The following is an 11,448-nucleotide window of genomic DNA, read 5'->3' as shown; positions in this document are numbered from 1 at the left end:
CTATTGGTCCAAGGGCGACGGGTCAAGGCATCTTGGCGTTTCGGGGGGCGATTGCACACGGGAAGATTGCCCACATCAAGACGCAATGAGGCAATTTGCCGATGGGAAACCGATCCCGCCCGGCCCAATCCAAAGTCGACTCAGCTCCGGAAAACGACAGGGAACCAGTCCTCGCGCAACTTCTGGCCGGGCTTGATGTGCTTCCCATGCAGCGCATTGTTCTCGCCCGCGACGCGCGCCTGCGCCTATCGAAGGCGGCACTCGCCTTCATCGAGACAGCGAAAGCATGGTTCGCCAGTCACGATGTTTTCACTGCCTGAGCGACAACGCGGCTGCTTGACGGCGCCCATCGCTGCTGCCACTCCAGCACGATGGAAACCATCCAGTCGAAAGCAGCCCAGGGCCGCGTCGCGGACGCGCCGAGCGGCCATTGGGTTTACCGGGTGCTGCCGCGCTGGCTGTGGCCCTATGCGCAGCTTGCGCGCTGGGACCGGCCGATCGGCTGGCAGCTGCTCTTGTGGCCCTGCTGGTGGTCGGCGGCTCTTGCGGCCAGCGCCTATCCGCGGCCGACGGATCCGCTGCTGACGCTGTTGCCCGCGCCCTGGTACCTGTTCCTGTTTTTCATCGGCGCCGTCGCCATGCGTGGCGCCGGCTGCACCTACAACGACATCGTCGACGAAGACATCGACAACCAGGTCGAGCGCACCCGCTCGCGGCCGCTGCCGGCCGGCAAGGTGAAGCGCCGCCAGGCCTGGGCGTTTCTGATCATCCAGGCGCTGGTCGGGCTCGCAGTGCTTTTGCAGTTCAACAGCTTCGCCATTCCGCTCGGCATCGCCTCGCTGGCCATTGTCGCGATCTACCCGTTCATGAAGCGCATCACCAATTGGCCGCAATTCGTGCTCGGGCTCGCCTTCTCCTGGGGCGCGCTGATGGGCTGGGCGGTCGAGTTCGGCGATCTCGATGGCCCCGCCATCATGCTCTATATCGGCTCGATCCTGTGGGTGATCGGCTACGACACGATCTACGCGCATCAGGACAAGGAAGACGACGCCATCGTCGGCGTGCGCTCGACGGCACGCCTGTTCGGCGACAACACGAAGACCTGGCTCACCGGGCTCTATGGCGGCACGCTTGCCTGCTTCGCCATCGCCTTTGCCTCGGCTCAAGTGCCGATGCCGGCGCTGGCCGGGCTGATTGCCGCCGGCGCGCATATGGCGCGCCAGATCATCCGGCTCGACATCAACGATCCCGATCAGTGCCTGAAGCTGTTCAAGTCGAACAACCAGGTCGGCTGGCTGATTTTTCTGGGGCTGATCGGCGGGGCGTTTTGGGTGGTGCTGAAGCCGCTGGTGTAGCGCCTCTCCTTCTCCCCTTGTCGTGGGAGGGTGGATCGGCGCGCAGTGCCGAGACGGTTGAGGGTGTTTCAGCGGAGTGAGAGCTCGGCGTTTCCTGGAGAACCCCTCATCCGTCGCCTTCGGCGACACCTTCTCCCACAGGGGGGAGAAGGGAAGGGTCGCTGCTATTCGCGCGCGATAATCTCCTCACCGCCGACGACGAGACGCAGGCCGAGATTGCCGGTCCTGCGGCGGGCGAGGAAGCGCGGGCGGCGCATGTTGGAGACACGGCCCTGGCGGCGTTCCTGCGGCGGCAGCGCTTTGATTGCGGCGCCCAGCGATTCCTCCAGCGTGCGGGCGACGCCGTCGGCCTCGATCAGAAGCATCGGCAGGCGATAAGCGTCGGCCCAGGCGCGCCAGTCGGCGGCGACGTCGTCGAGATCGTCGGCGACCAAAAGCGGCACCGACAGCATCGGATCATTGTGCAGAAGTTCCAAAGTCACGGTGACATTGCCGTCCGGATCCTCCATGGCGCGGGCGGCGACACCACGGAAGGCATTGGCGGGCAGCGCGATGATCGCCGGCACGCCGCTCATCTCCAGCGTGCGGCGAATGACGGCGCCGCGCGGGTCGATGGTGAAGGTTACATCGCCATAGTCGTCGCGCGTGGCATAGCTTACCATCTGCGGCAGGCGAAACGGGTCGAGACGCATGTTGCGCCCCGCCCAGACTGGCTTCAGTCCAGTGTTCATTCGAATGCCTTCCTGTTTCTCCTGAGGGCCGTTTTCCGGTTCTCTCCGGGCCGGTTTTTCCGGCCTCGTTATGCGGGAAACATTAGCGCTCGCTTCTTACCGCCGCGCTTAAGAAAGTCAGTTAAATTTTGCTGATCGGAGCCGATGGTTATCGGAATGCGACCAGCCACAAGATGTTGGAAGAATTAGATAACCTTACCGGGATTCATGATGCCGGCCGGGTCGAAGGCCGCCTTCACCCGGCGCATCAGATCGATCGCCATTGGCGGGGCCGTGGCGATCAGCTCGTCGCGCTTCAATTGGCCGATGCCGTGCTCGGCCGAGATCGAGCCGTGGAAGGAACGCACGACATCGTGCACGGCCTTGTTCATCGGGTGGTAGAGCTCAAGGAACGGGTCGTCCTGCCAATCCAGCGGGCGAGAGATGTTGTAGTGAAGATTGCCGTCGCCCATGTGGCCGAAGCAGACGACGCGGGCGCCGGGACAGACAGTCTGGACCACGCCTGCCGCCTTTTCGATGAACTCCGGGATCGAGGCGATCGGCACCGAGATGTCGTGCTTGATCGAGGCGCCCTCCGGCTTCTGGCATTCGGGCAGCGTCTCGCGGAAATTCCAGAAGGCGTCGCCCTGGGCAAGACTTGCCGACACCACCGCATCGCCGACGATGCCCTGCTCGAGGCCGGCCGAAAGAATCTCCTCGATCAGCGCCTTGCCATCTTCTTCCGAGCGACCTGAAGAGACCTGCATCAGGGCATACCACGGCCAGTCATCCGCCAGCGGTCGGGTGATCCCTTGCCCATGCTTAAGCGTGAAGTCGTAAGGCCGTTTGGCGATCAGCTCGAAAGCCGTGAGCGAAGCACCGGCGCGATCCATCGCCAAGCTGAACAGCGAGAGCGCTGCCTGGGGCGACGACAGGCCGGCGAAGGCAACCTCCCTGCCCTTCGGCTTCGGAAAGAGCTTCAGCACCGCGGCGGTGATGACGCCGAGGGTGCCCTCGGCGCCGACGAAGAGGTTTTTCAGATCGTAGCCGGTGTTGTCCTTCTTCAGCTTGCGCAGATCGTCGAACACTTCGCCGGTCGGCAGCACCACTTCGACGCCGAGGCAAAGCTCGCGCGCATTGCCATAGGCAAGCACGCCGGTGCCCCCGGCATTGGAAGAGAGATTGCCGCCGATCTGGCAGGAGCCTTGGGCTGCAAGCGACAGCGGGAACAGCCGGTCGGCAGCGTCGGCCGCTTCCTGGAGCGTCTGCAGGATGACGCCGGCCTCGGCGGTGATGGTGTTCGACAGGACATCGATTTCGCGGATGCGGTTCAGCCGCGACAGCGAGAGCACGATGTCGCGGCCGGACTTGTCCGGCACTTGGGCGCCGACCAGCCCGGTGTTGCCGCTCTGCGGCACGACCGGCGTGCCGGTCTCGGTAGCGAGCCGCATGATGCGGCTCACTTCCTCGACGCTGCCTGGCCTCAGCACCAGCGGTGTCCGGCCATGCCAGAGGCCGCGCCGTTCGGTGATGTATGGCGCGATGTCAGCCTGATCACGCAGCGCGTATCTGTCGCCGACGATGGCAGCGAAGCGGTCGATGAGGGCAGGATCGAGGTCGAAGGGCTGGTCGTTCATGCGCCCAAACCTAGAGCAATTCCAGGAAAAGTGTGAAGCGGTTTTCCGTCCGGAATTGCGTTCAAAACAAAGAGATAGGCTCAGTCGATCTTGTCACGCGGGGCGGCGGCGCGCGCGAGCCGGTCGTTGATCGCCTCGCCCAAGCCGTCGGCCGGGATCGGCTCGACGGCGATAGTGGGCGCGCCGCTGCGGTCGAGCGCCTGCATATAGGCGAACAGATTGGCGGCGGCCTCCCGCAGATTCCCCGCCTCGGAAAGATTGCGCAGCGCCACGGCATCCTGCCAGCCTTCAGCGCGAGCGCGGCCGAAGGCGAGCAGCGCCTCGCCGCTCGTGAGCTTGCCGACGTTGAGCCGCATCGATGCGCGCGGCGCGTAATGCGAGGCGAGCATGCCGGGCGCCTGGATTCCGGTAGCGCCGCGGATCACCTCAATTCCGGCGACCGCTTCAATGTCCCGGGCAGCGATGCCGCCGGGTCGTAGCAGACGCAGCTTGCCGTCCTCGATCTTGACGATCGTCGATTCCAGGCCGACGGGCGTCGCGCCGCCGTCGACCACCAGCTTGATCTTCTCGCCGAGATCAGCCGCCACGGCCTCGGCCGTCGTGGCGCTGATCCTGCCGGAGGAATTGGCGCTGGGCGCCGCGAGCGGCCGGCCCAATCTCGCGATCAGCTCGCCGCCTAAGCCTCTCGGCATGCGCAGCGCGATCGTGTCAAGCCCGGCTGTGACGAGCGGATGGATGCCGTTTTCCGCGGGCTGCGGCAACACCAGCGTCAGCGGACCGGGCCAGAAAGCTTCCGCCAGCTTTGTTGACAATGGATCGAATGTAGCAATGCGGTTTGCCATGGCGAGGTCGGCGACATGGGCGATCAGCGGGTTGAAGCTCGGGCGACCCTTGACCTCGAAGATACGCGCCACGGCAGCCCCATTCGTGGCGTCACCTGCCAGTCCGTAAACGGTCTCGGTCGGGATGGCGACAACATCGCCGCCTTCGAGCAGCGCCAGCGCCCTTTCCATCGCCTCGCCGACGCCAAGTATCTCAGCCAAATTCACCACCGATCCTGAACATGCCGGTCCCGTAATACGGCATGGCAGCAGGGGCAAGGGCGCGCATTGGCGATTTATCAATCCCTAAAATGTTAAGTTTCCGCGCAAGCCGGCATCAATTCGCCGACGCTAGGGTGCGGATTTCCGGTTGGTGGGCGGAGAGTTGTCGTGATGCGTATGTCTTGCTTTGATGCAATTGCGAACGGAAAGCTGTTACGTCCCTTTCCTGGAATTGCTCTAGGAGCGGTCGTTATCGGTCTGCTGGCGACGAGCGGCTTGGCACAGGCTTCGTCCATCGTCGTGCTCGGCGCGGCGACCTCGACGCCATCCATTGTCAGGCTGGCCGCGATCGAGCCCGGCAAGGCTACACCGTCAGTTGTGGCGCTCGGCGAGCCGGTGCCAGCCGTCACCGATGAGAAAGTGGCCGCGATCCCGGAGAAATCCGGACAGAGGCACGCGCAAACGCCGACGATCATTCGCGGCGGCATCGTCGGCGGCGCCTCGGCGACGCCCGCGGCGACTGCCCCGGCCAAGGAGGCCGCGACACCTGCAAACGGCACCGCGCCCGCCGGCACGCCTCCCAACGGCACGGCTGCGGCCACGCCCCCCAACGGCACGGCTCAGGCTGCCGCCAACGGCGATACCAACGCTTCCGAGAACAACCCCGCCACGACGGCAACCGCGTCTGACGGCGAGACCCAACCGGAAGTCCAACCGGAAGCTGCCCCGACGCCGCCGCGCTTCAGCAAGGCGATGTAGGCGCGACGGCCTCCCGCGCCTTACGGAGCATGCAGCTTCCGACCGGCATTCTGGCTGTCAGCCGACGATTTTTGAAAAATCGGCGACCTGGTCGGTGGCGGCGCGGATGCGGGCAAGCAGCGCCAGGCGGTTGGCGCGCACGGCCTGGTCCTCATCATTCACGAGAACCCCTTCAAAGAATGAATCAACTGGTTCACGCAAGACGCTAAGCGTCAGCATGGCGGCGGAAAAATCTTCGTTTTGAATCGCTTGGCCGGCTTCCTTCTCGGCCTGATTCACCGCGGCCGACAGCTTCTTTTCCGCATCCTCGCGGAACAGCGCCGGCTCAACAATCTCGGCGACCCGTGTTTTCTTCTTCTCCTCGGCAGCCAGGATGTTGGCGGCGCGCTTGGTACCGGCAAGCAGGTTCTTGCCATCCTCCGTGTCGAGGAACTTGCCCAGCGCCTCGACGCGGCGAACGATCTGCAGAAGGTCGTCGGACTGCGGCGTGATGACGGCGTCGATAAGATCGTATCGTGCACCGCTTTCGCGGAGATATACCTTGAGGCGGTCATGGAAGAAGCCGAGGAGATCCGAAATTTGTGCGGCATCGCTGGCGAAGCTCGCAAAGGCGTTGGCGAAGACCGATGTCAGTCCGAGGCGAATGCGGTTCTCGATCAGGATCCGGACCACGCCGAGTGCAGCTCTTCTGAGCGCGAACGGATCCTTGCTGCCTGTCGGCTTTTCATCGATCGCCCAGAAGCCTGTCAGCGTGTCGAGCTTGTCGGCCAGCGCGACAGCAACCGACACCGGGTCGGTCGGCACCCGGTCGGACGGGCCTTGCGGCTTGTAGTGCTCCTCGGCGGCCGCGGCCACCGACGGATGCTCGCCCTGGAGCAGCGCATATTTGCAGCCCATGGCGCCCTGCAATTCCGGGAACTCGCCTACCACCTCGGTCTGCAGGTCGGCCTTGGCGAGCACCGCGGCGCGGGCGACGAGCGCGGTAATCTCCCCCCTCGAGGGGGAGATGTCGCCAGAGGCGACAGAGGGAGTCGTCTCGCGTGGAGTGCCAACCTCTTCCCTCTTCGAAATGCCAGAATGCGTCGCACCAGCCGAAGCAACCCCCTCTGGCCTGCCGGCCATCTCCCCCTCAAGGGGGGAGATCGACTTCGCCACCGTCGGCGCCAATTCCTCGGCCAAGCGCTTGATGCGCGCCACGCGCTGCCCTTGTGTGCCAAGCTTGGCATGGAAGGTCACATTGAGATGGTCAAGGCGCGCCATGCGCTGGTCGAGCGGCTTCTTTAGATCCAGCTCGAACTTCGCCGCCGACTCTTGCAGCGTGCCGAGGTCGGGCAGATCGCCCTGGTCGGTCTTCCAGAAATAGAGGGCGTCTGAGAGACGCGCCCGCACCACCTTGCCATTGCCGTAGGCGATCTCTTTGCCGCCGTCCTTCGCTTCGATATTGGCAACCAGGATGAAGCGATCGGAGAGTGGCGATTGGCCAATCTCCCCCCCTGAGGGGGAGATGCCCGGCAGGGCAGAGGGGAGTGCCTCGCGCTGAGAGAACGGCGGGACGGCACCCCCCTCTGTCGGCTTCGCCGACATCTCCCCCTCTAGCGGGGAGGTTGGGCGCGACGTCACGAAGCATTTCTGATTGGCGCGAATGGTTAGGCGAATGACCTCGGCCGGGATGGTGAGAAAATCCTGCTCGAACTCGCCCATCAGCACGACCGGCCACTCGACCAGGCCGGAGACCTCTTCCAGCAGGCCCTCGTCCTCGACGAGATCGAGGCCGTTGGCGAAGGCGACATTGCGGGCATCGGCCAGGATGATCTCCTTGCGCCGGTCGGCATCAAGCACGACCTTGGCCGTTTCGAGCTTCGCCACATAGTCGTCGAAGCGGCGCACGGTGATCGTGCCCGGTGCATGGAAGCGGTGGCCGTAGGTGACGTTGCCGGAGCGGATGCCGTCGATCTCGAAATCGACCACCACCGGCTCCTCGGTCTCCGGGCCGAAGGTGCAGACGATCGATTGCAGCGGCCGCACCCAGCGCAGCGAGCCGGGCTTGGCCGAGGCCGCGCCCCAACGCATCGATTTCGGCCAGGGAAAGTTCTTGATGATGCCCGGCACCAGCTCGGCGATGATCTCTTCCGCCGCCCTGCCCGGCTTCGAGATGTGGGCGACGTAGAAGTCGCCCTTCTTGGGATCGGAATGGACATGCGCCTCGGCGATCGACGAAAGGCCGGCCTTGCGCAGAAAACCCTGCACCGCCTGGTCGGGCGCGGTGGTCGAGGGGCCCTTGATCTCCTCGCGAATGTCCTTCGAGCGCGCCGTCAGCCCGCGCACGTCCAGCGCCAGGCGTCGCGGCGTCCAGTATTCGCGCGCCGCCTCATAGGTCAGACCCGCCTCGATCAAGCCGTCGGTCAGCATCTTGCGAAGATCGCCGGCCGCCTTGCGCTGCATGCGCGCGGGGATTTCTTCCGAGCGGAGTTCTAGGAGGAGGTCAGGCATCAGTTAGCTCCTTACCCTCCCCTTGATGGGGAGGGTCGGCGCGCAGCGCCGGGGTGGGGTGGCGGCGTTTCAGCCGCCAGCACCTTCGGCACCATCGCGCAGACCAAGGTGTGATTTTCGTTCTTCCACAGCCGCATAGATTGTATCGAGAACGGAATCCAGTTCGTTTTTTATCTCGTGGTTCCAGAAGCGGACGACGCGATAGCCCTAGCTCTCAAACCATCTCGTTGGGACTGCATCATGGCACTGCTGGCCATCAAAGCCATGTTGGAAGCCATCCACCTCGATGATCAGCTTCAGCCGATGGGAGATAAAGTCAGGATAGTAACCGCCAACCGACGCTTGTCGACGAAAGTGCGTTCCTTCGACCGGAATACGCCAGAGGTGCCGCCACAGCCTGCGTTCCTCCTCGGTCATTGCCGCGCGCAGCCTTCGTGCGGACTGCAGCTTGAACCGAACAAGTTTTGGCATAGGGAAGCGCCCGTCACCCCCACCCGCCGCTTCGCGGCGACCTCCCCCATCAAGGGGGAGGTAGAGGGCGCATAGCAACTCGGCTCGCGCCTGTCACCCTGCCTGCCGGTCGGCAGTTCGAGCTATTTCAGGAAATTTTCAGTTCTTTGTCGGGACGACACGAGCCCACCCGTCATAAGAACAGACACCCCATGAACCAAACACAGTGCTGAAGCGACCAACGCTCAGACGGAGAACTATTGGCTGAACGACCATGAAGACGGCATCGAGAATCCTGCAGATCCTGGCACTGAGCGCCTGCTTCGCCGCCCAGATGCATGGCACATTCTCGATGCCGGGCGTGCGACAGGCACTGCGGACGATCGATGCCGCGACAGTCCAGATCACGTTGCCGATGGCAGCCGCCGCCGAGATCGCCAGCGTGACTTTGGGCTAAGTCGCCAGGCCGCCCGCGCGCGTCTGCAGGAACGCCTCTCCGCAAGCCTTGGCAAGGTTGCGCACGCGCAGAATGTAGCTCTGGCGCTCGGTCACGGAAATCACGCCGCGGGCGTCAAGCAGATTGAAGACGTGGCCGGCCTTGATGCACTGGTCATAGGCGGGGAAAACCAGACGGTGCATCGACGAATTGTCGTTCGACGCCGGCGCGCCGGCGGCGAGCAGCGCCTTGCACTCGGCTTCGGCGTCCTCGAAATGCCGAAGCAGCATCGCCGTGTTGGCGAATTCGAAATTGTGGCGCGAATATTCCTGCTCGGCCTGCAGGAACACGTCGCCATAGGTGACCTTCTCAGGCCCCTCGCGGCCGTTGAAATTCAAGTCATAGACATTGTCGACGCCCTGCACATACATGGCGAGGCGCTCGAGCCCATAGGTGAGCTCGCCCGCCACCGGCGCGCATTCGATGCCGCAGACCTGCTGGAAATAGGTGAACTGCGACACTTCCATGCCGTCGCACCAGCACTCCCAGCCGAGGCCCCAGGCACCCAGCGTCGGGCTTTCCCAATCGTCCTCGACGAAGCGGATGTCATGCAGCAGCGGATCGACGCCGATGGCTTCCAGCGAGCCGAGATAGAGTTCCTGCAGGTTCGGCGGGTTCGGCTTCAGGATCACCTGATATTGATAGTAATGCTGCAGCCGGTTCGGGTTCTCGCCGTAGCGGCCGTCCTTCGGCCGGCGCGACGGCTGCACGTAAGCCGCGTTCCAGCGCAACGGGCCGAGCGCGCGCAAGGTGGTGGCGGGGTGGAAGGTGCCGGCGCCGACTTCCATGTCGTAGGGCTGCAGGATGACGCAGCCGTAAGCTGCCCAGTAGTTGTGCAAGGTCAGGATCAGCCCCTGGAAGGAGCGGCTGGGATGCATGTGGGCAGGGATCTCGACGGTCACGGCGGCCTCGGAATGCGCTGGGAGTGGGCTTTCCCTAGTTGCCGGGCCGGCAAGCGTCAAGGCAGGGCGCCGCATCGAGGAGAGGTTGAAGCTTTGCCGGCGGGTGGCCCATTGCCGGCCGATCACGCGGGCCGTTTGCTTCGGCGAGCCGCAACGACAAAGGTTCCCGCCATGCTCGGTCAACTCACCGTCCGCCCCGTCACCCAGCAGGATTACGAGCAGTGGCTGCCGCTCTGGGACGGCTACAACGAATTCTACGGCCGCTCGGGCGAGACCGCGCTTGCCGGCGAGATCACCCAGATGACCTGGTCGCGCTTTTTCGACGCTTACGAGCCGGTGCATGCTCTGGTGGCCGAGCGCGACGGCAAGCTTCTCGGCCTCGTCCATTATCTCTACCACCGCTCGACCACGGCGATCGCCCCGAACTGCTATCTGCAGGATCTCTTCACCTCACAAGCCGCGCGCGGCCACGGCGTCGGCCGGGCGCTGATCGAAGGCGTTTACGAGCGCGCCAAAGCCGCGGGCTCGGGTCGCGTCTACTGGCTGACGCATGAGACCAACCACACCGCCATGCAGCTCTATGACAGGATCGGCGAGCGCTCGGGGTTCGTCGTCTACCGCAAGATGTTTTGAAAACGTTGCGGGGCTCCCAAGGGCCCCGCCAAACTGCAGAAATGTGCGCCTCAGCCCTTCGGCGCCGCGGGCGGGACCGGTTTCACCTTCGGCGTTTCCTGCGCCGTGTTGGACTCGATCGGCGGCAGGCCCTTCAGCAGCTTCTGCTGCAAGGTGGCGAGCACATCCGGGTCCGGCTTCAGGTCGCGTGCCTGGGTCCACTGGAAGGTCGCTTCCAGCTTGCGGCCGACGCGCCAATAGGCGTCGCCCAGATGGTCGTTGAGAACCGGATCCTCGGGCTTCAGCGACACGGCGCGCTCCATTTCGCGCACGGCGTCGTCGAAGCGGCCGAGGCGGTAATAGGCCCAGCCAAGCGAGTCGACGATGTAGCCGTCGCTTGGCCTGAGATCCACGGCCTTCTGGATCATCGCCAGGCCTTCCTTGAGGTTCGTGTTCATGTCGACCCAGGAATAGCCGAGATAGTTCAGAACCTGCGGCTGGTCGGGCTGCAGCTCCAGCGCCTTGCGGAAATTGGGCTCGGCCTTCGGCCATTCCTTCAACCGCTCATAGGCGATGCCGCGCTGGTAGAAGATGTTCCAGTTGGCGGCAGTCGGCGTCTTCAGCTGTTCGACCGCCTTGTCGTAGAGATTGGCAGCCGAACGGTAGTCCTCCTTGGAGGAGTAGACGCCGCCAAGCGCCAGGTAGCCGCGCATGTCGGTCGGGTGCGCATCGACATAGCCCTTGAGATGCGCGATGGCTTCGTCGTGACGGTCGATATCGGCAAGGTTCAGGCCAAGCTGCAGCTCAGAAAGCTCCTTCAATGGCGAGGAGGCCGGAATGCGCCGATAGAGCGCGATCGCGCCTTCGCCGTCCTTCAGCTGCTCGGCGACGGCGGCGAGCTGCACGAGGGCGGCGTCGCTGTCCGGCTTCAGCGCCAGCGCATATTGCAGATAGAGCCTCACGAAAGGCTCGCCGCCGCCACGGTTGAGCGCGG

11 protein-coding genes and 1 pseudogene are annotated in these 11,448 nt (G+C 64.2%); 5 read left to right on the top strand and 7 right to left on the bottom strand.

What is annotated here, in order from left to right; all coding sequences use genetic code 11:
* Positions 1 to 101 precede the first annotated feature (101 nt).
* Both EOA79_RS24300 and ubiA read left to right on the top strand, forming a co-directional pair.
* Positions 102 to 320, top strand: coding sequence for a hypothetical protein (locus EOA79_RS24300; protein ID WP_067327823.1), 219 nt, complete (start codon positions 102 to 104; stop codon positions 318 to 320).
* 51 nt (positions 321 to 371) lie between these two features.
* Positions 372 to 1,355, top strand: a complete 984-nt coding sequence (gene ubiA, locus EOA79_RS24295) for a 4-hydroxybenzoate octaprenyltransferase (protein ID WP_067327822.1) — start codon at positions 372 to 374, stop codon at positions 1,353 to 1,355.
* A gap of 164 nt (positions 1,356 to 1,519) precedes the next feature.
* Here ubiA and EOA79_RS24290 read toward each other — a convergent pair whose 3' ends face one another.
* The 3 genes from EOA79_RS24290 to EOA79_RS24280 all read right to left on the bottom strand — a co-directional run bounded on the left by EOA79_RS24290 (position 1,520) and on the right by EOA79_RS24280 (position 4,745).
* On the bottom strand, positions 1,520 to 2,086 hold the full coding sequence (locus EOA79_RS24290) for a DUF6101 family protein (protein WP_067327821.1): 567 nt from the start codon (positions 2,084 to 2,086) through the stop codon (positions 1,520 to 1,522).
* 185 nt (positions 2,087 to 2,271) lie between these two features.
* Positions 2,272 to 3,702 carry an FAD-binding oxidoreductase gene (locus EOA79_RS24285; protein WP_095800908.1) on the bottom strand — a complete coding sequence of 477 codons (1,431 nt, stop codon included), beginning with the start codon at positions 3,700 to 3,702 and terminating at the stop codon, positions 2,272 to 2,274.
* A gap of 80 nt (positions 3,703 to 3,782) precedes the next feature.
* Complete coding sequence (locus tag EOA79_RS24280; protein WP_164747678.1) at positions 3,783 to 4,745, bottom strand: L-threonylcarbamoyladenylate synthase; 963 nt, start codon at positions 4,743 to 4,745, stop codon at positions 3,783 to 3,785.
* A 276-nt stretch (positions 4,746 to 5,021) separates the two neighbouring features.
* Between EOA79_RS24280 and EOA79_RS24275 the strand changes: the two genes are divergently transcribed.
* The gene (locus EOA79_RS24275) at positions 5,022 to 5,504 is read left to right on the top strand and encodes a hypothetical protein (RefSeq protein WP_095823824.1); all 483 of its coding nucleotides are present in this window, start codon (positions 5,022 to 5,024) and stop codon (positions 5,502 to 5,504) included.
* A 57-nt stretch (positions 5,505 to 5,561) separates the two neighbouring features.
* Here the strand turns inward: EOA79_RS24275 and glyS are convergent, their stop codons facing one another.
* Positions 5,562 to 7,994, bottom strand: a complete 2,433-nt coding sequence (gene glyS / locus EOA79_RS24270) for a glycine--tRNA ligase subunit beta (protein ID WP_095823825.1) — start codon at positions 7,992 to 7,994, stop codon at positions 5,562 to 5,564.
* A gap of 69 nt (positions 7,995 to 8,063) precedes the next feature.
* Positions 8,064 to 8,411: pseudogene (locus EOA79_RS24265) on the bottom strand (DUF559 domain-containing protein).
* Between the two features lie 307 nt (positions 8,412 to 8,718).
* Here EOA79_RS24265 and EOA79_RS24260 point away from each other — a divergent pair.
* On the top strand, positions 8,719 to 8,901 hold the full coding sequence (locus tag EOA79_RS24260; protein ID WP_095823826.1) for a hypothetical protein: 183 nt from the start codon (positions 8,719 to 8,721) through the stop codon (positions 8,899 to 8,901).
* Here EOA79_RS24260 and EOA79_RS24255 read toward each other — a convergent pair.
* Positions 8,898 to 9,842, bottom strand: a complete 945-nt coding sequence (locus EOA79_RS24255; RefSeq protein WP_127334981.1) for a glycine--tRNA ligase subunit alpha — start codon at positions 9,840 to 9,842, stop codon at positions 8,898 to 8,900. The two genes, EOA79_RS24260 and EOA79_RS24255, sit on opposite strands and share 4 nt — an antisense overlap.
* Before the next feature lie 171 nt (positions 9,843 to 10,013).
* On the opposite strand from EOA79_RS24255, the gene EOA79_RS24250 reads away from it, so the two are divergent.
* The gene (locus tag EOA79_RS24250) at positions 10,014 to 10,475 is read left to right on the top strand and encodes a GNAT family N-acetyltransferase (RefSeq protein WP_095823827.1); all 462 of its coding nucleotides are present in this window, start codon (positions 10,014 to 10,016) and stop codon (positions 10,473 to 10,475) included.
* 50 nt (positions 10,476 to 10,525) lie between these two features.
* On the opposite strand, the gene EOA79_RS24245 is transcribed toward EOA79_RS24250, so the two are convergent.
* A partial coding sequence (locus EOA79_RS24245; RefSeq protein WP_128293361.1) for a tetratricopeptide repeat protein occupies positions 10,526 to 11,448 on the bottom strand: 923 nt, incomplete at its 5' end.

It is taken from the genome of Mesorhizobium sp. M1A.F.Ca.IN.020.03.2.1, from assembly GCF_004023205.1.
In the GTDB taxonomy this organism is placed as follows: domain Bacteria; phylum Pseudomonadota; class Alphaproteobacteria; order Rhizobiales; family Rhizobiaceae; genus Mesorhizobium.
This window is presented reverse-complemented; position numbering and strand designations above follow the sequence as displayed.

Excerpts from the sequence above, each read along its gene's own strand:
- ubiA (WP_067327822.1), top strand. The coding sequence starts at position 372 with ATGGAAACCATCCAGTCGAAAGCAGCCCAGGGCCGCGTCGCGGACGCG.
- EOA79_RS24300 (WP_067327823.1), top strand. The coding sequence starts at position 102 with ATGGGAAACCGATCCCGCCCGGCCCAATCCAAAGTCGACTCAGCTCCG.
- glyS (WP_095823825.1), bottom strand. The coding sequence starts at position 7,994 with ATGCCTGACCTCCTCCTAGAACTCCGCTCGGAAGAAATCCCCGCGCGC.
- EOA79_RS24290 (WP_067327821.1), bottom strand. The coding sequence starts at position 2,086 with ATGAACACTGGACTGAAGCCAGTCTGGGCGGGGCGCAACATGCGTCTC.
- EOA79_RS24285 (WP_095800908.1), bottom strand. The coding sequence starts at position 3,702 with ATGAACGACCAGCCCTTCGACCTCGATCCTGCCCTCATCGACCGCTTC.
- EOA79_RS24260 (WP_095823826.1), top strand. The coding sequence starts at position 8,719 with ATGAAGACGGCATCGAGAATCCTGCAGATCCTGGCACTGAGCGCCTGC.
- EOA79_RS24250 (WP_095823827.1), top strand. The coding sequence starts at position 10,014 with ATGCTCGGTCAACTCACCGTCCGCCCCGTCACCCAGCAGGATTACGAG.